Source organism: Nocardia sp. CDC160 (genome assembly GCF_035818795.1).
GTDB lineage: Bacteria > Actinomycetota > Actinomycetes > Mycobacteriales > Mycobacteriaceae > Nocardia.
The window spans coordinates 1,024,115-1,042,913 of record NZ_JAYKYT010000001.1 but is presented as its reverse complement, the minus strand read 5'-3'; the positions used below and the strand labels follow the sequence as shown (position 1 = coordinate 1,042,913).

20 protein-coding genes are annotated in these 18,799 nt (G+C 66.5%); 10 read left to right on the top strand and 10 right to left on the bottom strand.

The annotated features are described in order from the left end of the window. Positions 1–4 precede the first annotated feature (4 nt). From VMT40_RS04670 to VMT40_RS04660, 3 genes are all read right to left on the bottom strand, one after another. The gene (locus tag VMT40_RS04670; protein ID WP_326356704.1) at positions 5–604 is read right to left on the bottom strand and encodes an SRPBCC family protein; all 600 of its coding nucleotides are present in this window, start codon (positions 602–604) and stop codon (positions 5–7) included. Between the two features lie 193 nt (positions 605–797). Further along, positions 798–980, bottom strand: a complete 183-nt coding sequence (locus VMT40_RS04665; RefSeq protein ID WP_326356703.1) for a DUF1918 domain-containing protein — start codon at positions 978–980, stop codon at positions 798–800. Positions 981–1,010: 30 nt separating this feature from the next. After that, positions 1,011–1,589 carry a TetR/AcrR family transcriptional regulator gene (locus VMT40_RS04660; RefSeq protein ID WP_326356702.1) on the bottom strand — a complete coding sequence of 193 codons (579 nt, stop codon included), beginning with the start codon at positions 1,587–1,589 and terminating at the stop codon, positions 1,011–1,013. Positions 1,590–1,661: 72 nt separating this feature from the next. On the opposite strand from VMT40_RS04660, the gene VMT40_RS04655 reads away from it, so the two are divergent. Then, positions 1,662–2,237 carry a dihydrofolate reductase family protein gene (locus tag VMT40_RS04655; RefSeq protein ID WP_326356701.1) on the top strand — a complete coding sequence of 192 codons (576 nt, stop codon included), beginning with the start codon at positions 1,662–1,664 and terminating at the stop codon, positions 2,235–2,237. Positions 2,238–2,273: 36 nt separating this feature from the next. Here the strand turns inward: VMT40_RS04655 and VMT40_RS04650 are convergent, their stop codons facing one another. Continuing rightward, positions 2,274–2,738 (bottom strand): MarR family winged helix-turn-helix transcriptional regulator, encoded by a 465-nt coding sequence (locus tag VMT40_RS04650; protein WP_326356700.1) that lies wholly within the window; start codon positions 2,736–2,738, stop codon positions 2,274–2,276. A gap of 97 nt (positions 2,739–2,835) precedes the next feature. On the opposite strand from VMT40_RS04650, the gene VMT40_RS04645 reads away from it, so the two are divergent. The 3 genes from VMT40_RS04645 (at position 2,836) to VMT40_RS04635 (ending at position 5,694) form a co-directional block, all read left to right on the top strand. After that, on the top strand, positions 2,836–3,264 hold the full coding sequence (locus VMT40_RS04645; protein WP_326356699.1) for an SgcJ/EcaC family oxidoreductase: 429 nt from the start codon (positions 2,836–2,838) through the stop codon (positions 3,262–3,264). Between the two features lie 128 nt (positions 3,265–3,392). Further along, positions 3,393–4,658: an aspartate kinase gene (locus VMT40_RS04640; RefSeq protein WP_326310090.1), complete on the top strand. Its 1,266-nt coding sequence runs from the start codon at positions 3,393–3,395 to the stop codon at positions 4,656–4,658. A 4-nt stretch (positions 4,659–4,662) separates the two neighbouring features. After that, the gene (locus VMT40_RS04635) at positions 4,663–5,694 is read left to right on the top strand and encodes an aspartate-semialdehyde dehydrogenase (RefSeq protein ID WP_326356698.1); all 1,032 of its coding nucleotides are present in this window, start codon (positions 4,663–4,665) and stop codon (positions 5,692–5,694) included. Positions 5,695–5,773: 79 nt separating this feature from the next. On the opposite strand, the gene VMT40_RS04630 is transcribed toward VMT40_RS04635, so the two are convergent. Continuing rightward, positions 5,774–5,974 carry a hypothetical protein gene (locus VMT40_RS04630; protein ID WP_326356697.1) on the bottom strand — a complete coding sequence of 67 codons (201 nt, stop codon included), beginning with the start codon at positions 5,972–5,974 and terminating at the stop codon, positions 5,774–5,776. 454 nt (positions 5,975–6,428) lie between these two features. On the opposite strand from VMT40_RS04630, the gene VMT40_RS04625 reads away from it, so the two are divergent. Continuing rightward, complete coding sequence (locus VMT40_RS04625; RefSeq protein ID WP_326356696.1) at positions 6,429–7,661, top strand: helix-turn-helix domain-containing protein; 1,233 nt, start codon at positions 6,429–6,431, stop codon at positions 7,659–7,661. 16 nt (positions 7,662–7,677) lie between these two features. Here the strand turns inward: VMT40_RS04625 and VMT40_RS04620 are convergent, their stop codons facing one another. Further along, positions 7,678–9,030 carry a serine hydrolase domain-containing protein gene (locus tag VMT40_RS04620; protein WP_326356695.1) on the bottom strand — a complete coding sequence of 451 codons (1,353 nt, stop codon included), beginning with the start codon at positions 9,028–9,030 and terminating at the stop codon, positions 7,678–7,680. A gap of 260 nt (positions 9,031–9,290) precedes the next feature. On the opposite strand from VMT40_RS04620, the gene VMT40_RS04615 reads away from it, so the two are divergent. Then, complete coding sequence (locus tag VMT40_RS04615; RefSeq protein ID WP_326356694.1) at positions 9,291–10,751, top strand: catalase; 1,461 nt, start codon at positions 9,291–9,293, stop codon at positions 10,749–10,751. Between the two features lie 105 nt (positions 10,752–10,856). Next, positions 10,857–11,501: a MerR family transcriptional regulator gene (locus VMT40_RS04610; protein WP_326356693.1), complete on the top strand. Its 645-nt coding sequence runs from the start codon at positions 10,857–10,859 to the stop codon at positions 11,499–11,501. Here the strand turns inward: VMT40_RS04610 and VMT40_RS04605 are convergent. Continuing rightward, on the bottom strand, positions 11,473–12,051 hold the full coding sequence (locus tag VMT40_RS04605) for a TetR/AcrR family transcriptional regulator (protein WP_326356692.1): 579 nt from the start codon (positions 12,049–12,051) through the stop codon (positions 11,473–11,475). The two genes, VMT40_RS04610 and VMT40_RS04605, sit on opposite strands and share 29 nt — an antisense overlap. Positions 12,052–12,150: 99 nt before the next feature. On the opposite strand from VMT40_RS04605, the gene VMT40_RS04600 reads away from it, so the two are divergent. Together VMT40_RS04600 and VMT40_RS04595 are read left to right on the top strand one after the other, a co-directional pair. Then, positions 12,151–12,876, top strand: coding sequence for an SDR family oxidoreductase (locus VMT40_RS04600; RefSeq protein ID WP_326356691.1), 726 nt, complete (start codon positions 12,151–12,153; stop codon positions 12,874–12,876). A gap of 21 nt (positions 12,877–12,897) precedes the next feature. After that, positions 12,898–14,058: a low temperature requirement protein A gene (locus VMT40_RS04595; protein ID WP_326356690.1), complete on the top strand. Its 1,161-nt coding sequence runs from the start codon at positions 12,898–12,900 to the stop codon at positions 14,056–14,058. Positions 14,059–14,076: 18 nt separating this feature from the next. On the opposite strand, the gene VMT40_RS04590 is transcribed toward VMT40_RS04595, so the two are convergent. Then, positions 14,077–14,820: a TetR/AcrR family transcriptional regulator gene (locus tag VMT40_RS04590; RefSeq protein WP_326356689.1), complete on the bottom strand. Its 744-nt coding sequence runs from the start codon at positions 14,818–14,820 to the stop codon at positions 14,077–14,079. Positions 14,821–14,976: 156 nt separating this feature from the next. Between VMT40_RS04590 and VMT40_RS04585 the strand changes: the two genes are divergently transcribed. Then, the gene (locus VMT40_RS04585) at positions 14,977–16,509 is read left to right on the top strand and encodes an MFS transporter (RefSeq protein ID WP_326356688.1); all 1,533 of its coding nucleotides are present in this window, start codon (positions 14,977–14,979) and stop codon (positions 16,507–16,509) included. 62 nt (positions 16,510–16,571) lie between these two features. Here VMT40_RS04585 and VMT40_RS04580 read toward each other — a convergent pair whose 3' ends face one another. Together VMT40_RS04580 and VMT40_RS04575 are read right to left on the bottom strand one after the other, a co-directional pair. Further along, positions 16,572–17,597, bottom strand: coding sequence for a phosphotransferase family protein (locus tag VMT40_RS04580; protein ID WP_326356687.1), 1,026 nt, complete (start codon positions 17,595–17,597; stop codon positions 16,572–16,574). 2 nt (positions 17,598–17,599) lie between these two features. After that, positions 17,600–18,715, bottom strand: a complete 1,116-nt coding sequence (locus VMT40_RS04575) for a hypothetical protein (protein WP_326356686.1) — start codon at positions 18,713–18,715, stop codon at positions 17,600–17,602. Positions 18,716–18,799 lie beyond the last annotated feature (84 nt).

Here is an 18,799-nt window from a genome sequence, read left to right as displayed (position 1 = left end):
GGCGTCACGCGGTGCCGAATCCCGGCTCGAAATTGCGGCCGTAGTCGATGCGCTGCGCGTAGCCGGGCTGGGCGTAACCGGGCTGCACGAAGCCGCCGCCGGACTGCTCGTACTCGGTGGCCGGTTCGGTGTAGGGCGCCTCGTCGACCTCGGCGAGTCCCTCGATGCCGGTGACGGATTCGACGAAGGCGATGAAGTTGGTGATCATCGTTTCGCCCTCGCGCTTGGCGCTGCGCTTGAGGATCATGCCGGGCGCGGGAATCGGCAGGTAGATCTCGGAGTGGTACCAGACCTCGGTGGCGCCGTCCTCGGTCTCGCCGAGATCGAACCAGCCCTTGCCACCGGCCCCGGCGCTGGATTCGGAGACCCGCCATTCGATGCGGTTCTCGGTGCAGGTGTATTCGACGACCTGCCGGTCCGGGCGACCCATCAGGGTGGCCGAGACGTAGACGCGTTTGGGGCGGCCGAACTTGTCGCGGGTGGCGACCCGGACATCCTGGTGGGAGGGCGACCAGTCGGGCATCTGCTCGACCATGAGCAACGCGTCCATCACCTGTTCGGGATCGATGTCGATGACGAACCGGTGATCAGTTTTCGTTCTCATATCTACCCTCCACTCGGGGACCGATTGTGACCAGCGTCGCTTCGAGAGTCAACCTCGCATCTCGATGCTTCTGACCGACTGGTCGGTCTGATTGATCCCAATTTCCCTGTTCAACAGGGAGATTCGACCGTGCCGGAACGTGTACGTAAAAGTTCTCGATACGGCCGCGGTGAAGGGTCGCGCGGGGCCGGGCTCAGCCCGGCTTCACCACCGAGTCCGGGCCCGGGAACACCAGGCTGCGCCGCCCGTCGGCGAACTCCACCACATACGGCGGTTCACCGTCCGCGCCGCGCACTTCGACGATTTCCGCGGTGTGATCGGGGAGTCCGACATTGCGCCCATGGATGACCAGATGGTCACCGACACTTGCTCGCATACCTCGAGATTATTCGCGAGGTGATGCTCGTCACAAGGCCGGAATCGCGCGCTCGACCGCCATCGCGACCAGGTGCGCGGCCTGTTCGTCGGTGAAAATGCCTGGCAGCGTGAGCCTTTCGACAATGAGCCAGTTCAGCGCCAGGTACAGCAGGAGGACCGAGTCCGCGTCGCCGGGCAGTCCGGAGTCCAGGTGGTTGCGCACATTGAGGTCGAGATCGGCGCGCACCCGCTCGGTGAGGATCGCCTGCAGCTCCGGGCGGCGGGTGGCCTCCAGGCGCAGTTCCAGCAGGGCCAGGTAGCCGGTGCGGAAATCGGTGATGCGCCCGACGGTTTCGTTCATGAGCTCCGCGATGGTCTCGCGGGTGCGCGGTCCGGTGAACAGGTGGTCCATGGTCTCGGCGCTGGGTTGTAGCCGCTCGTAGAAGCGGTGCCCGGCCTGTACCAGCAGTTCGTCGCGGTTGGGGAAGTAGTTGGACGCCGTGCCCGCGGGCACCCCGGCCTCCTTGTCGACCGCGCGGAAGGTGAGTCCGCGCGCACCGTCGCGTGCCAGGACCTCGATCGCCGCGTCGATCAAGGCATTTCGTCGTTCCGGATTCGTCCGAACCATTGACACCACTCCATGTGTAGTACTACGTTCGTAATCACTACGGACATAGTACAACGAACAAGGCGGTAAACCATGCGAAAGCTTGTCTACTACGTGGCGGTCTCTCTCGACGGTTACATCGCCGGTCCGCAGGGGGAGTACGACTTCTATCCGATCGGCGAGGACATGATGGCCTGGTTCGGTGAGGCCATGCCGGACACGATCCCGACTCACGTGCGCGGCATGATCGGCATGCCGGTCGATACCCCGAACCAGGTGTTCGACACGGTCCTCATGGGCCGCGGTGCCTATGAGCCCGGACTGGCCGCCGGAACCGGCAGCCCCTACAACCACCTGAAGCAGTACGTCTTCTCGACCACCCTCGCACCGGTCGACAATCCGCGGGTGGAGGTCGTCTCCGGTGATGCGGTCGAACTGGTCCGGGGTCTGAAGAAGGAAGAGGGCCTGGACATCTGGCTCTGCGGCGGCGCGAATCTGGCGGGGCAGCTGATCGGCGAGATCGACCAATTGATCGTCAAGAGCTACCCGGTCATCGCGGGCGCGGGCGTGCCCATGATCGGCGGCAACTTCAGCCCGACGCGGTTCCAGGTCACCCAGCGCCGGGAGTTCGGCAATGGTGCCCAGGTCACCTGGCTCGACCGGGTCTGATCGATCGGCCTCCGAAAGCGGCTGGGTCCCTTGGGCTCAGTCGCTTTCGCGCAGCAGCGTGGTGACGTGCACGGAGGTCTCGTGCAGTCGATTGAAGATCTCCAGCAGTAGTTCGAGCTGCTCATCGGTGTAGTCCCGGGCGACCTTGCCGAACTCCCGGGCCAGCACCTCGTAGTGCGGCGCGATCTCGTCGATCCGTTCGGGGACCGCGGTGACGATCACCCGCCGCCGATCCTTCGAATCGTGTTCGCGCCGAACGAATCCGCCCTTCAGCAGCCGGTCGATCATGCGGGTGATGGCCCCGGTGGTCAGGCCGGTGCGTTGGGCCAACTCCCCGGCCGTGGCGGGTCCGCTCGCCCGCAGCATGGTCAGGCAGCGCAGATCGGTGACGTGCAGGCCGAGCTTGTCGGCCATGGCCCCGTGCAGCATGACCGCGTCGGTGGCGCTGCGCTGGGCGGCGAAGGTCAGCGCGGCCCCCAGTTCGTCGTGTTTTTTCGTCATCGCCTTGACAGCTTAGCCTTACTCGGACAATATCTGAATAAGTCAACTACTTACAGATTCAGTTGATGAATCACGCAGATAGTTTCGGAGGAATGTCATGACCATCCAGCAGCGCACCGATGAGGAAGCCGTTCGCGACCTGCTCGCCCGGGCCGATCGCGCCTGGGAGGCCGGGGACGCCGCGGCCTTCGCGGCGGTCTTCGCGCCCGACGCGGACTACACCACCTGGTTCGGTCAGCGACTGAAGGGGCGCGAGGCCATCGAGGCCTCGCACGTTCCGCTCTTCGCCAAGTATCTGAAGGGCACCCGCACCATCGGCGAGATCACTTCGGTGCGCTTCCTGGCGCCGGACGTGGCGCTCGTACACGGGCGGGGCGCGGTGGTGAAGGGCGACAAGAAGCTCACTCGCTTCAACACCAAGATGGTTCAGTACGTGATCGTGCGCACCGGGGGTGAGTGGTCGATCGCCGCCTTCCAGAACACCAAGTACCACTGGCTTTTCAATGCGCTCTTCGCACAGCAGTAGCGGCTCTCTTCGCCCGGCAGTAGCGCGGTTTCGCGCAGGTAGTCGGAGGTAGGGGAAATCCGCAGGACCTCGGCCGGTACTCTTGTGGGTCGGTAGCAGCAGTTTGTCGATCTTGGAGGATTTCCGCCGTGGCTCTAGTCGTCCAGAAGTACGGAGGATCCTCGGTCGCCACCGCCGAGCGCATCCGTCGGGTCGCTGAGCGGATCGTCGAGACCAAGAAGCAGGGCCACGATGTGGTCGTCGTGTGCTCCGCCATGGGTGACACCACCGACGAACTGCTCGATCTGGCCCAGCAGGTCGCGCCCGCCGCCCCGGCCCGCGAGATGGACATGCTCCTCACCTCCGGTGAGCGCATCTCCAATGCGTTGGTCGCCATGGCGATTCACTCGCTCGGCGCGGAGGCCCGCTCGTTCACCGGATCGCAGGCCGGTGTCATCACGACCGGCACGCACGGCAACGCCAAGATCATCGACGTGGCCCCGGGCCGGGTGCAGCAGGCGCTCGGCGAGGGCACCATCGTGCTGGTCGCGGGCTTCCAGGGCGTGAGCCAGGACAGCAAGGACGTGACAACGCTGGGTCGCGGTGGTTCCGACACCACCGCCGTCGCGCTGGCCGCCGCGCTCAATGCCGATGTCTGCGAGATCTACACCGATGTGGACGGCGTCTTCTCCGCCGACCCGCGCATCGTCTCCGACGCCCAGAAGCTGGACACCGTCTCCTACGAGGAAATGCTGGAGATGGCCGCCTGCGGCTCGAAAGTTCTCATGCTGCGTTGCGTCGAGTACGCGCGCCGCTACAACGTGCCCGTCCACGTGCGGTCCTCGTACACCGACAAAACGGGCACCATGATTACCGGATCGATGGAGGACATCCCCTTGGAGCAAGCAATCCTCACGGGCGTCGCGCACGACCGCAGCGAGGCCAAGGTGACCGTGGTCGGCATTCCGGACAAGCCGGGCTACGCCGCCAAGGTGTTCCGCGCGGTCGCCGATGCCGAGATCAATATCGACATGGTGCTGCAGAACATCTCCAAGGTGGAGACCGGTAAGACCGACATCACCTTCACCCTGCCCAAGCTCGAGGGCCCGCGCGCCGTCGAGCTGCTCACCAAGCAGCAGGGCGACATCGGCTTCTCCCAGGTCGTGTACGACGACCACATCGGCAAGGTGTCGCTGGTCGGCGCGGGCATGAAGTCGCACCCGGGCGTGACCGCCACCTTCTGCGAGTCCCTCGCCGACGCGGGCATCAACATCGACCTCATCTCCACCTCGGAGATCCGGATCTCGGTGCTGGTCAAGGACACCGACCTGGACGAGGCGGTCAAGGTGCTGCACTCGGCATTCGATCTGGGCGGCGACGAGGTCGCCGTGGTGCACGGCGGAACGGGGCGATAGGGACATGGGCGTACGAGTAGGCGTCGTCGGCGCGACCGGACAGGTCGGCGCCGTCATGCGAAAGCTGCTGGAGGACCGCGACTTCCCGGCCGACGAGGTGCGGTTCTTCGCGTCCGCGCGCTCGGCGGGCAAGACCCTGCCCTTCCGCGGCAAGGACATCGTGGTCGAGGACACCGAGACCGCCGACCCGAGCGGACTGGACATCGCGCTGTTCTCGGCCGGTGCCACCATGTCCCGGGTGCAGGCCCCGCGCTTCGCGGCCGCCGGTGTCACCGTCATCGACAACTCCTCGGCCTGGCGTAAGGATCCCGAGGTGCCGCTGGTGGTCTCCGAGGTGAACCCGGAAGCCACCCGCAACCTGGTCAAGGGCATTATCGCCAACCCGAACTGCACCACCATGGCCGCCATGCCGGTGCTCAAGGTGCTGCACGACGAGGCGGGCCTGCGGCGGCTGATCGTGTCCAGCTACCAGGCGGTTTCGGGTTCCGGGCTGGCGGGCGTCGAGGAGCTCGCGAGCCAGGTGCGCGCCGTCATCGGCGATGCCGAGAAGCTGGTGCACGACGGTTCGGCCGTGCAGTTCCCGGCCCCGAACAAGTACGTGGCCCCCATCGCCTTCGACGTCATTCCGCTCGCGGGCTCGCTGGTGGACGACGGCAGCGGGGAGACCGACGAGGATCAGAAGCTGCGCAATGAATCCCGCAAGATCCTGGGCATCCCGGATCTGCTGGTGAGCGGCACCTGCGTGCGCGTCCCGGTCTTCACCGGCCACTCGCTGTCCATCAATGCCGAGTTCGCGCAGCCGCTTTCGGTGGAGCGCGCCGAGGAATTGCTGGCCAAGGCGCCGGGCGTGAAGCTGACCGACGTCCCGACCCCGCTGGCCGCCGCCGGTATCGACGAGTCGCTGGTCGGCCGCATCCGCCAGGATCCGGGTGTGCCGGACGGTCGTGGTCTGGCGCTGTTCATCTCCGGTGACAATCTGCGAAAGGGCGCGGCGCTCAACACCATTCAGATCGCCGAAGTTCTTTTGAACAACTGATCAGATATATGCGTAACGGGCCGTGCACGACAAAGTGCGCGGCCCGTTTTCGATCGGACACGGCGTGATCCGATACCGGTCAATCCGTCCAAAGTTCCGCACAGGGCAGGGGTGGCAGCCGGTCGGTTCGGAACCCGTCGATCGTGACTTCTATCCGATGCGGACGCAAATGCGCTGCCAGCCGTTCGGCAATTGTGCGCTCGGTGCGGTAATCCAAGATCATTCCGCCGGGAAAGCGCAGCCGCACATGCACTTCCTCGGTTTCGGGCAGCGCGGTCATCTCGACGGGGCCCGATGCGCCGCTGGTTGACCTTTCATTGACCGCGAGTTCCGGATACCCTCGCGTTCGAGGCGTGCGGTGATGGATTGCACCGTCGCCCCGTCGGCAGTGGAGGAATACTTGGTGGCCGCAAGGGCGCACGCCGCGAACCACATTGCCGCGCCGCCGATTCCGGCTCCGAGTAGGAAGAAGAGAAGTTCGCCGGGCATGACCACCCCTTGTCGTCCGTTTGGTTCGACGGGTCCTCTTCAAACGTTAAACACAGAAAAATTGCGGTGCAATAAGAAAAATCCATGTTCCATACTGTGCGCCGTAAGCTCGCCCGGTCTGGAATCCTTGTCGGCAGATCCCGTCTGGACAGAAAGGGCGGAAGGAGAAGGGCATGGTAGACATCGGCGAAACAAGCGGGCGGTGACGGCCGGGAAAGCCGATCAGGCAGAAGGAGTTTGACCCGGTGGCCGAAAGTACCCTTGGGGCACGGGTAGCGGAGTTGCGCCGGAGGCGGGGGCTATCGCAGAAGGAGTTGGGAGCGGCCATACGTCGCTCGGAGAGTTGGGTATCGCAGGTCGAGCGAGACGTCCTGCCTGTTGAGCGACTGTCCGTTCTGCAAAGACTGGCGGATGTGCTCGGCGTGGCGGTACGCGACCTGAGACCCGAGGCGGCCGAACCCATGGCCGCCGATCGCGGTGACGGGCAGCGGCCCGGCTCGGCGGTTTTCGAACGACTGCGCCTGCTGCTGACCGGACATCCCGCACTGGACCAGCTATTCGGAGACGACGCCGATCGCGAGTCGGCCAAACTCTCGGAGCTGGAAGAACGTGTAGACCTGGCCTGGCAACTGGCCAATGAATCCCGTCTGGTCGAGGTGGGCAGCAGTCTGCTGGAACTGATTCCGGACCTCGAGCACGCCGCGCGGGCCACCACCGCGCAGCGGTCCGAAGTGCTGACCCTGCTCTCGCGCGCCTACCAGGTGGCCGCGACCGCGTTCACCCGTCAGGAAGAAGTCGACGCGGCCTGGGTCGCGGCCGACCGTGCGCTGTCCGCGGCCGAGGAATCCGGTGACGCGCTCAGCGTGGTGGCCGGAACCTATCGCATGGCACAGGCCTTCCTGCGCCTGCAGCGACTCGAGCAGGCCGAGCAGGCGGCGCGGGTGTCGGTGACGGCGCTCGCCGCGCAGGTGGCGTCGGAGTCACCGCCGCCGGAAGTGTTGTCGCTCTACGGATCTCTGCAGCTCATGCTGGCGGTGATCGCGGCGACGGACGGCAATCGCACGGCGGCGCGCAGCGGATTGGCGGCGGCTCGCGTCGCGGCCGACCGATTGGGCGAGGGCCGCAATGATTTCGACACCGAATTCGGGCCGACCGGCGTCGCCGTGCACGCGGTGGCGGTGGCGGTCGAATTGGGCGATGCCGGTGAGGCACTCGACACCGCGCGCACCGTCGACGCCTCGATCCTCTCTCCGGAACGGCAGGCCCGCTTCCTGGTCGACGTCGCTCGCGCGCACGCGCAGCGGCGGCAGGCGGCCGAGGCGCTGGACGCCCTGCTCACCGCCGAGCGACTAACGCCCGAACTGGTCCACACCGACCATCGCACCCGCGAGGTGGTGCGAGATCTGCTGCAGTTCGCCGGTCGTCGACCGGCCGACGAACTGCGGGAGCTAGCGGGCCGCGCCGCGATCACCCCGTGAGCGGGGCTGCGGTCCGTCAGTGAATACCCGGTGTGCGCGGGTCGGGTCCGACGCATGCCACGAGTACGCACCCCGGTGGCGCGTCGCTGAAGGGTGCGCGCAGGGGGAGATTCAGGCAGGAGAGCAGATCGCAGCCCGGATACGCGTCCGCGCCGACACCGAAGACGGCGAGCGTGATGTCGGGATCGAAATAGCCGCGATAGTCGACCGACAGCGGAGCCTCCACATACGGTCCCGGATCGGGAATCACGTTGTCGTCCAACGCCGCCAGCAACCGCCGAAAGAACTCGTGGGGCGGCTCGTCCCCGTACTGCAGGATGCCGCTCGGCCCCTGTGAGCTGTGGACGCCGAAGACACCGGTCCACACCACCATGAGATCCAGACTGGGCACGATGTACACGTGCTGCAGCCCCAGGCCGGACATGGAATACATGTCCGCGGGCAGGAATTCGGGATTCTCCGCGCATCCGGGACCGGTCCAGAACAGATAGCCGTAGCAGTGGTTGGTGGCCGACGGGGTGGTGGCGCGCGTCAGGTAGGCGGGCGAAACAATGGTGCGCCCGTTCCAGTTTCCGTGCTCGGCGACCAGCATGCCCAGCCGGGCCAGATCATCGGGCGGAATGAACAGGTGCGCGTAGCCGTAGGTGTGCCCGGTCCGGTCCCGCGCCCAGTAGTAGTCGGTGCGCTGAATTCCGAGGGGATCGAACAGTTCTCGCTGCGCGAACTGCTGGAGCGGTTCGCCCACCGCCAATTCGATGACATACGACAGCAGATCCACATTGCGCTGGCTGTATTGAAAGGTGGTGCCCGGCGGCTCGTCGAACGGAACGCCCAGCGCCTGCACCGCACTGAACGGATCGATGGGCACGATCCCGGTGATCCCCTCGGTCACCGCGCCGACCCGCAGCCCGGACGACTCCTGGAGCAGATTCTCCACGCTGATCGCGCGATGGTCCGGCGCGCCGATCCCCGGCGGCAGGTACCGGTCCAGCGGCGCGTCGATATCGAGTTTCCCCTGATCCCAGGCGATTCCGGCCACCAGCGAGACGATGCTCTTGGTAACGCTCCAGACGTTCCACGGCACCCCACCGGTTTCGGCATTGAGCGGTCCCTCACCGATCAGACAGTTGTGCCGAAACACCTGAACATTCAATCGATTTCGGGAGGCCGCGAAGTCCAGCGCCGCCGCGAGCCCGGCCGAGTCCACGCCGGTATCCTCCGGCGCGGCCCGCTCGAACTCCCGCCCGTCCGGTGCCGCACAGCGCGCGGAAGGCGGTGCCGCTGCCGCGACACCGCCTCCGATAATCACACTGCCCGCCACGAGTACCGCAGCGAACCCGGCGGCCAACCCCCTGCGCATGCGCACCATGTTTCCGAGGGTAGGGCCACCCCCCGGCTTTCCCGGGTAAGTAAACGCCGACGCCCAACAAGCGCCTCTCGGCGAGTGGTCGCTCGTAGCGACAAAGGGTGCGGCCCGGGGCTGTTCCGACGCCGGCAACTGTGGTCAACGGGTGGTTCGGCGGATCTATTCCCCCGGTCGGAGCGGCCCGGAGTGTATACACCTTTGTTTACTCACCAGCCTGCTCGCTTTTCTTGACTAGTTCCAGAAAACTCGGCAGGCTCGGACGCATGACCAAGGCGACCACCACCAATTCCGGCGCCCCTGTGCCCAGCGACAACGAGTCGCTCACCGCGGGTACCCAGGGCCCGATCCTGCTCCACGACCACTACCTGATCGAGAAGCTGGCTCAGTTCAATCGTGAGCGGGTGCCGGAGCGGGTGGTGCACGCCAAGGGCGCGGGCGCGTTCGGCGAACTTGTGGTTACCGGCGATGTGAGCCGCTACACCAAGGCCGCGGTGTTCCAGCCGGGTACCCGCACCGAATCGCTGGTGCGCTTCTCCACCGTCGCCGGTGAGCAGGGCTCCCCCGACACCTGGCGCGACCCGCGCGGTTTCGCGGTGAAGTTCTACACCACCGAGGGCAACCTCGACATCGTCGGCAACAACACCCCGGTGTTCTTCATCAAGGACCCGATCAAGTTCCCCGACTTCATCCACTCGCAGAAGCGCCTGCCGGGCTCGGGCCTGCGCGACGCGAACATGCAGTGGGACTTCTGGACCCTGCGTCCGGAGACCGCCCACCAGGTCACCTGGCTCATGGGCGACCGCGGCATCCCGGCCACCCTGCGCCACATGGACGGCTTCGGCTCGCACACCTACCAGTGGATCAATGCCGCCGGTGAGCGCTTCTGGGTGAAGTACCACTTCAAGACCGACCAGGGCATCAAGTGCCTGACCCAGGCCGAGGCCGACGAGATCGCCGGTAAGGACGCCGACTACCACCGTCGCGACCTGTACGAGGCCATCGAGCGCGGCGACTTCCCGAGCTGGACCCTCAAGGTCCAGATCATGCCGGTCGCCGAGGCGGACAACTACCGCTTCAACCCGTTCGACCTGACCAAGGTCTGGTCGCAGCAGGACTACCCGCTCATCGAGGTCGGCCGCTGGACCCTGAACCGCAACCCCGCGAACTACTTCGTGGACATCGAGCAGGCCGCCTTCGAGCCGTCGAACACCGTTCCCGGCGTTGCCTTCTCGCCCGACAAGATGCTGCTGGGCCGCGTGTTCGCCTACGCCGACGCGCACCGCTACCGCATCGGCGCCAACTACGCGCAGCTGCCGCCGAACCGGCCCAAGGCCGCGCAGGTGAACTCGTACTCCCAGGACGGCGCGATGCGGTTCTCGCACAACGCCTCCAGCGTCCCGGTGTACGCGCCCAACTCCTTCGGCGGCGCGCACGCCGACCCGGAGCGCGCCATCGACGACGGCGCCTGGGCCTTCGACCCGACCATGGTCCGGGCCGGATACATCCAGCACCGCGAGGACAACGACTTCGTGCAGGCGGGCACCCTGGTCCGCGAGGTCATGGACGACGCCCAGCGCGACCGCCTGGTCTCCAACGTCGTCGGCCACATCCTCGGCGGCGTCCGCGAGCCGATCCTGAGCCGCGTGTTCGACTACTGGAAGAGCATCGACGCCGATCTCGGCAAGCGCATCGAGGTGGGCGTCCGCGAGCAGCTGGGCAACTAGCCCGGCCGAGTGAGCCTCCGAAAAGGCCCGTACCGCATCCCGCGGTGCGGGCCTTTTCGGTGCTCGTAAGGTGGATAGTCGCGCTACCCGTCACGAGGAGGTTCGATGCGAATCGGTGAGCTGAGCAAGGCCAGCGGTGTGTCCACCCCGTCGATCAAGTACTACCTGCGGGAAGGCCTGCTGCCGAAAGGCGAAGCGACCGGCCACAATCAGGCCCAGTACGGGGACGAGCACTTGCGGCGGCTCCGCCTGATTCGCGCGCTCATCGATGTGGGCGGGCTGTCCATCGCCGCGGCCCGTGATGTGATCACGGCGCTGGACAGCCCGGACCTGGGCACCCACAAAATCCTCGGCGTCGCCCAGCACACCGCCACCCGCAGCATCGCGTTCTGTGATGAGGAATCGAAGGCCGCTGCCCTCGAAGAGGTTCGGGCCATGGTGGATCGTCTCGGCTGGCGGGTCGGGCACGGCAACCCCGCGGTGCTGGCCGCCGCCGAAGTCGTCGGTGCACTCCGGCAACTGGGCCACGGCGACATGGCCGACCGCCTCGACGACTACGCGCGCGCACTCGAACCGGTCGCGGAACTGGATCTGGCCCTGCTGACCTCGCGTGCCGACATCGACAGCATGGCGGAGACCGTGCTGGTGGGGAACATCCTGGGCAACGAGTTGATCAGCGCCCTGCGGCATCTGGCGCAGACCAATCGCTCGGCCGAATTGTTCAGCCCCGGGCCAGAATCGAGTCGGTGAGCCGCGCGGCCACGGCGTCGTCCAGCGGCGCGTGGCCGAGGATGAAGCGATACCAGAACACTCCGTAGAACTCGTCGACCATCAAATCCAGATCGGCGTCCGCCGGGAGCTCGCCGCGCTGTTGCCCGCGGGCCAGCACCGCGTGAATGGCCGCCCGCCGCTGGGCGGTGAATTTTTGCAGCAACTCCGCCAGATGCGGATCGTGTGCCGCCTCGCGCACCAGGGTGCGCAGTGCGGGCGCGGTCGAATCACTCTGCGCGCCACGGAAGGTCGCTTCGATAAGGCTGTGCAGATCGGTGCGCACCGAGCCGGAGTCGGGATCGGGCACCTGTAGCGCGGACCGCTCGGTGAGCGCGTCGAGCAGTACCGCCCCCTTGGACGGCCACCACCGGTAGACCGTCTGCTTGCCGACGCCGGCCGCGCGCGCGATGGCGTCGGCGGTGACCGGTGCGCCCTCGGATTCGCCGAGCAGTCGCAGGGTCGCGTCCAGGATGGCTTGGCGGGTGGCCTCGTTGCGACGCCGCCCGGTGTGGGGTCGCTCGTGATGCACATCACTCCTTTGTCGAGACTAAAAGTCTCGTCAACGGTGTTGTCGAGACTGTCAGTTCCGTAAGAATAAACGGACAGCGACAGAGAGGTTTTTCCGACAATGACCACAACACCGCGCGTCGTCGTCATGGGTGGCAGCTCCGGCATCGGCGAGGCCACCGCCACCGCCTTCGCCGCCGACGGCGCCGAGGTCGTCATCACCGGCCGCAGCCGCGACAAGCTGGACGCGGCCATCGCTCGAATCGGCGGCAAGACCACCGGTTTCGCGCTCGACGCCACCGGCCAGACCGATATCGACGCCTTCTTCGCCCAGGCCGGAACCATCGACCACCTGGTCATCTCGGTCAGCGGCTCGGCGGGCAGCGGACCGTTCGCCGATCTCGACCTGGATCAACTGGCGGCGGGTTTCGATGGGAAGTTCTGGCCGCAGGTGCGCATTCTGAAAGCCGCTCTCCCGCACCTGAATCCGGAAGGCTCGGTCACGCTGGTCACCGCGGGCTCGTCCCGCTCGGCCTTCCCCGGCACCGCGGGCCTGGCCGCCATCAATGGCGCACTGGACGCCATGGTCCGGCCGCTGGCGGTGGAACTGGCTCCGCTGCGCATCAATGCGGTCTCCCCGGGTGTCATCGACACCCCGTGGTGGGACCGGGTTCCCGAGGAACGCCGCCGCGCCCTCTTCGACGGCCTGGTCGCCACCACCCCGGTGGGCCGCGTCGGTCGCCCGGAGGACGTCGCCCGCGCCATCCACATGCTGGCCACCAATGGTTTCATCACCGGCGTCGTGCTGGATGTCAATGGCGGCACCAGCCTGGCGACGGGCCGCTGACCGGGCAGTAGTTTGGGCGGCATGCACGAAAGCTCCGCCGCCCCACCGGAATCCACCACGCCGCGCCGGGCCACCTGGTTCGAGTGTTTCAGCGACCTGGTGTTCGCCGCGGCGGTCGGCCAGATCACCCACCGGGTCGGATCCCATCCGGATGTCGGCTCGGTGGCCGCGGCGGCCGGACTGTTCGTGCCGCTGTGGTGGGCGTGGGTGCTCTACGCGGTGCATGCCAATCGAGCCGATCGGGACACCGCGGCGCACCGGGTGCTGACCGGTTGCGGTCTGGCCGGAATCGTCGGCATGGCGGTCTTCGCGGGCGCGGTGGGCCAAAGCCGCGCCGTGGACGCCGGATTCGTGATTGCCTACCTCGGCGCGCGGGCGGGCGTCGCGGCGCTGTACGCCTGGGACTCCCGGCAAAATCCGACCTTGCGGCCTGTATTCCTGTCGTTCACCACGGGTTCGGCCGCGAGTGCCGTCTTCTGGCTCGGCGGTCTGGCATTCGGATCCCAGGTCGAGCGCTACACCGCGTGGGGCATAGCCATGACCATGGAGTTGGCGCTCCCGCTCATCGTGAACCGTCGCCTCGCGCGGGTCGAGCAGGAAACCGACCACCTGCGAGAACGCTTCGGGCTGTTCACCATTGTGATCCTCGGCGAATCCGTGCTGGGCTTCACCAATGGCCTGGCGACCGCGCGGACCGCGGGCTGGGCGGCTGTGACCGCGGCCGCCGCCTTCGCGCTCACCGTCGGCCTGTGGTGGTCCTATTTCAATGGCAGCGGCATCCGCCCGGGTTCGCACACCGAGCTGGCCCGCACCGGAAAACTCTTGCACGTCTTCACCTTCGGACACCTACCCATGCTGCTCGCGCTGGCTTTGACGGGCGCGTCCATGGGTATGGCGGTGACCGGAGGCGGCTCGCACCTCAACACCACCGCCGCGGATTGCATCGTCGGTGGCGTAATCGTCTATCTGGTCTCGGTATCCGTGGTCCGAGCCGCCTTCACCGGGATTCGCGAGGGCGTGGTGGTGATTCGGCTGGTCACCGCGGTACTGGTAGCGGCACTGCTGCCGATTGCCACGCATGTCCCGGTGGCCGGGCTGCTCACGGTGCTGGCCGCATTGGTCATCGGCTCGGTGATCGTGGAGACTCCGGCCCAGCGCCAACGGCTCGCGGAACTGGGCTGAATCGGCCCGTGCCGCAGGCTATTTCCCGGTGCCGCGAGTGCGTCGCACTTCCAGCCCATCCAGGATGAGCTGGAGCTCTTCCATGAAAAAGTCCTCCCGCGACTGAACTACGTCCAGATTTCGGTACACGTCATAGCGTCTGGCAATGCGCGGGTAGGCCCGTGTCACCCGCTCGGCCATGTCCATGAACTTGGCCATGTACTCCTGATCGCTCAGTCCGCTGCGGGCGATGGTGGTGAGCATGGCGGTCTCGCCGCTGGTAGCGCCGAAAGTGTAGGACCAGAAGGCATTCGCGGCCCGGTCCGCTGACGTGTCGTCGAAGCCCGCCGCCTCGAGGATGGCGAACATGCCTTCGGACAGGCGCATGAGATTGGGGCCGAGGTAGGCCAGTCCGGCTCCGGTCATGGCGGTGCTGATCCACGGATGCGACAGCACCGCGGTGCGCACGTCGCTACCCAGGGTGAGTAGATCGGCGCGCCAGTTCGCGGGGTCGATGGTGTCAGGGAGTCGGACGTCGTTGAACGCCTCGTCGATCGCCAATTCGAGGATCTCGTCCTTGTTCGTGACATGGGTGTACAGGGAGGTGGCACCGGCATTTAGTCGCGTGCCGAGCTTGCGCATGCTGAGCGCGTCGTAGCCCTCGGTATCGAGCAGGGCGAGGGCCTCACTGACGATCTGCTCGCGACTGAGTGCGGGCTGGTCACGCCGTTCTCGTTGCGGCCGGGTCCATACCGACGAGAACTCCTGCGTGTTTGCCGCCATGGCTCTTCCTCCTTCGTCTGCGGAACAGCATAACCCCAGCTAGAACGCCGTTCGTCCAGCCGCACACCGTTCCCTCTTGCGAACACTGTACGGAGACCGTACAGTGTTCGACAACGCCGCACAGTGTGCGGTCGAGCTTCTCGAAGGGGACCTGATATGACTGCCGACAAACTGACCGAGGCGCTGACATCGCCTGCGGCCGAGCGCAATCCGAAGCGCTGGCTGATCCTGGTCGTGCTCTGCCTGGCCTCGCTGGTGCTGGTGATCGACAATATGGTCCTCACCGTCGCGCTGCCGCAGATCGCGACCGACCTGCACGCCGGGCCGCAGGCGCTGCAGTGGGTGATCGACTCCTACATCCTGGTTTTCGCGGGCCTGCTGCTCACCACCGGCAGCCTGTCCGACCGCTTCGGCCGCAGGCTGGTCATGATCGTGGGGCTGGTGCTCTTCGGGGCGGCCTCACTGCTGGCCGCCTACGCCACCAGCCCCGAGACCCTGATCGCGGGCCGCGTGGTGATGGGCATCGGCGGCGCGCTCATCATGCCGAGCACGCTGTCCATTCTGATCACGGTGTTCGACGAGCAGGAGCGGCCGAAGGCCATCGCGGCCTGGAGCAGCGTGGCCATGATCGGCATGGTCGGCGGCCCGGTGCTGGGCGGCGTCATGCTCGAACACCTGTGGTGGGGTTCGGTTTTCCTGCTGAACGTGCCGATCGCGGGCGTGGCCATCCTGGCCGCGCTGGCGCTCATGCCGGAGTCCAAGGGCCCGGCCCGGCCGACCGATCTGCCGGGCATGGCGCTGTCCATCGTGGGCACGGTGGCGCTGGTATGGAGCATTATCGAATTCCCGACCAAGGGCATTGCCGGAACCTGGGTTTCGCTGATCGTCGCGGCGATCTTCCTGGCGGCTTTCATGATTCGTGAGCTGAAGGCCGAGCATCCGATGGTCCCGCTGCACCTGTTCCGCAACCGGGTTTTCACCGGATCCAGCTTCTCGCTGGTGCTGGTCACCTTCGCCAATGCCGGTCTGCTCCTGCTGCTGACCCAGTACCTGCAGTTCGTGCTCGGCTACTCGGCCATGAAGACCGCGCTGGCCTTCACCCCGCTGGCGTTCGCGGCCCTGGTCGCGCAGGGTGCGGGCGCGGGTCTGGTGCAGAAGTTCGGCGTCCGCCCGATCACCCTGGTCGGCATGCTGGTGCTGGCCGTCGGTTCGGGTGCGCTGGCCGCGCTGGACACCGACTCCGGCTTCTGGGCCGCGGCCCTGGCGATGGCGCTGGTGGGTGCCGGTGCCGGTCTGGCCATGCCCGCCGCGATCGGCGCGCTCATGGGTGCGATTCCGCCGGAGCAGGCCGGTGTCGGCTCGGCGCTGAACGACACCATTCAGCAGACCGGTGGCGCGCTGGGCGTCGCGGTCCTGGGCGCGGTGTTGGCCGGAACCTACACCGACGCCATGCCTTCGGGCGCTCCCGCCGCGGCCCGCGACAGCATTGCCGGGGCCGTCGCCACCGGCGACGGCACCCTGATCGCCGCGGCCCGCGATGCCTTCACCCACGCCATGTCCACCACCTTCCTGGCGGGCGGCGCGGCGGTCGTGGCCGCCACCGTCATGGCCTTCTTCCTGATGAAGGGCGCGAAGGCGGCGGGCGGCGAGGCAATGGCCGTCGAGTCCGAACTGGTCGAGGTCGGATAACCGGCACGACAACACAATCCGCCCCGGCACCGATGCCGGGGCGGATTGTCGTCGTCGGACCGTCAGCCGATCAACTGCTCGATTCGCGCGGTACAGAACCCGGTGATGTTCATCTCCGGCGGCAACTGCACCCGACGCGTCATGCGCAGCAAGGGAATCGACAGCAGCGCCGCCGAGAAGACCTCCTGGTATTCGAGATTGCGGACCGCGGTTCCGGTGCGCTTCTCGTAGTAGGCGATCGTCTCCTCGCGCGTCGGTGTGCCGGGCAGCGGCGGATGCCCCTCGAATTCGCTGCACGCCCAATCCAGGAACAGCATCCAGGCCAGATCCGACTCGGGTGCGCCGAGATGCGCGATCTCCCAGTCCAGCACCCCGCGCACCCGAAAGTCCGCGTCGTACAGGATGTTCGACATGCGGGCATCACCCCAGCACAGGCAGGGCTGTTCCGGCTCGTACAAATTCTCCCGGAGATAGGCCACGGCCCGCCGATAGGTATCCGGCGGATTTCCCTCGCAGGCCCAGTCCAACGCGGCCGCCAGATAATTCACCCCCTGCTCGATGACACCCGCGCCGAATCGCGGAAAGGCGAGGAAATCCAATCGCAGTGCCCGCCAGTCCAGTTGGCCGACCTCGGCAATGGTGTCCACGCACCCCCACCACATGCGTGCCCGCTGCTCCGGCGTGGCCTCGAAGTAATTCCCGGCCGCGTGATACGACGGATAGTCGCTCGGCGCTTGCCCTTCCAGCCGGTTCATGACGAAATACGGGCTGCCGAGCGGATTGTCGCCGCGCTCGAGCCAGGCGACCGTCGGCACCGGGATCGGCGTATCGGCCAGCCGCTTCATGACCAACACCTGCCGCAGCAGATCGTAATCCGGGAACAACGACAGATCCGGCGGCCGCCGCAACACCAACGGCAGCGAGCCGTACTCGTCCTCGACCTCGAAAAGATAGGTCTCGGTGGCGAACCCGCGCTCGGTCCGAACCAGGTTCCGCACCCGCCCGCCACCTGATCCCGGAAGGTGCTGGCGCACCGCAGGTTCCAAGGCCGTCGCCAGGTGCTCGACGGGAATTCGGCTGTAGCTCACGGTCAGTACCCCGCGTACCCGTACCGCGCATTGCGACCCATGAACACCATCTCGACCAGCCCGTACCCGACCTTGCCATCGGTCTCGATCCGGCAGAAGGTTTCGCTGAGCATGCTGACCTGCTTCAAATCCGCGGTGTCGGTGAGGTCGGCGGTGAAGCCGTCGCTCCAGTCCGGGCCCTTCCACAGCCCCGAGGCATAACCCCGGTAGTGGTCGTATCCCGCGATCCCGGGCCAGAAGTCGGAGATCGGTGTGATCGTGAACTCGCGCTCGCGCCCATCGGCGGACCGCACGGTAAAGCTGCCGCCGCTCACGATCCGGAAGTCGTCGCGGAAGCTCAGCGCGTGATCGGTGGTGAGGATCGGGACCGGCGGCCGCCCGGAGTCGATGGGCCCGAGCACCGTCCCCTCGAAGTGCCAGCGCTGGCCGTCGGCGGTCTCACGCTGCGCGAAATGCACCAGCTCATTCTCGAATTGGAAGATGCCCATGTAATACAGGACGCCGTCCGGGATCTCGCTCGGCTGCAGTCCCTCGCCCTCGCCGAGGCTGCCGCCGCCCCCGCCGTGCCGGGTTCCCCACGAGTGATCGCGGCCGAACCACCATGTCTCCGGGTCGATGTCGAAGCGCGTCCCCTCGACCTCGAGCCAGCCGGTAATGCGCCCGTTCTGGTAATACCGCCGAGCATCCTCCCGCACCCGCCCGCGGCTGCGAAAGAACGCGGGTTCCTGTTCATAGGCGGGGAATTGCCCCTCGAACTCCAACTCCAGCAGCACGCCGTGCTCATTGTCGCCGAGGGTGGCGCGTACCTTGCGCAGCGGTTCCAGGACCTCGTACCGGTAGGGCCCCACGGTCCAATCCGCGATCCCGTCGTAGCGCCCGCCGATCTCGCGCGAGAGCCGGACCACGTGCGCGGCCTTCCCGCCGATGGTGACCATGGCATAGGCGTCGAGCACATTCCGATTGGGGTAGCGGGCCATGCCGGTCATGACGCTGACCTCGCCGGTGGTGTCGAAGCCGTAGAGCACGACGCGTTCGGTCCAGCGCAGATCGCTCTGCTGCACGTGGTCGAAGGTGGTGGGGAGCTGGTGGGCGAGCAGTTCGTCCTGCGGCGTCAGCATGGGGGTGCCTCCTGAATTAGAATACGAGGCGCAGCGTATTTCAAATGCGGCCGCCATGTAACCTGTTTCAGAAATTGTGATGAC

Bases quoted from the DNA above. Each gene is read 5' to 3' on its own strand.
- VMT40_RS04630 (WP_326356697.1), bottom strand. From the start codon at position 5,974: ATGACCGCGCTGCCCGAAACCGAGGAAGTGCATGTGCGGCTGCGCTTT.
- VMT40_RS04645 (WP_326356699.1), top strand. From the start codon at position 2,836: ATGACCATCCAGCAGCGCACCGATGAGGAAGCCGTTCGCGACCTGCTC.
- VMT40_RS04650 (WP_326356700.1), bottom strand. From the start codon at position 2,738: ATGACGAAAAAACACGACGAACTGGGGGCCGCGCTGACCTTCGCCGCC.
- VMT40_RS04585 (WP_326356688.1), top strand. From the start codon at position 14,977: ATGACTGCCGACAAACTGACCGAGGCGCTGACATCGCCTGCGGCCGAG.
- VMT40_RS04655 (WP_326356701.1), top strand. From the start codon at position 1,662: ATGCGAAAGCTTGTCTACTACGTGGCGGTCTCTCTCGACGGTTACATC.
- VMT40_RS04595 (WP_326356690.1), top strand. From the start codon at position 12,898: ATGCACGAAAGCTCCGCCGCCCCACCGGAATCCACCACGCCGCGCCGG.
- VMT40_RS04610 (WP_326356693.1), top strand. From the start codon at position 10,857: ATGCGAATCGGTGAGCTGAGCAAGGCCAGCGGTGTGTCCACCCCGTCG.
- VMT40_RS04620 (WP_326356695.1), bottom strand. From the start codon at position 9,030: ATGGTGCGCATGCGCAGGGGGTTGGCCGCCGGGTTCGCTGCGGTACTC.
- VMT40_RS04635 (WP_326356698.1), top strand. From the start codon at position 4,663: ATGGGCGTACGAGTAGGCGTCGTCGGCGCGACCGGACAGGTCGGCGCC.
- VMT40_RS04660 (WP_326356702.1), bottom strand. From the start codon at position 1,589: ATGGTTCGGACGAATCCGGAACGACGAAATGCCTTGATCGACGCGGCG.
- VMT40_RS04575 (WP_326356686.1), bottom strand. From the start codon at position 18,715: ATGCTGACGCCGCAGGACGAACTGCTCGCCCACCAGCTCCCCACCACC.
- VMT40_RS04670 (WP_326356704.1), bottom strand. From the start codon at position 604: ATGAGAACGAAAACTGATCACCGGTTCGTCATCGACATCGATCCCGAA.
- VMT40_RS04590 (WP_326356689.1), bottom strand. From the start codon at position 14,820: ATGGCGGCAAACACGCAGGAGTTCTCGTCGGTATGGACCCGGCCGCAA.
- VMT40_RS04600 (WP_326356691.1), top strand. From the start codon at position 12,151: ATGACCACAACACCGCGCGTCGTCGTCATGGGTGGCAGCTCCGGCATC.
- VMT40_RS04615 (WP_326356694.1), top strand. From the start codon at position 9,291: ATGACCAAGGCGACCACCACCAATTCCGGCGCCCCTGTGCCCAGCGAC.
- VMT40_RS04665 (WP_326356703.1), bottom strand. From the start codon at position 980: ATGCGAGCAAGTGTCGGTGACCATCTGGTCATCCATGGGCGCAATGTC.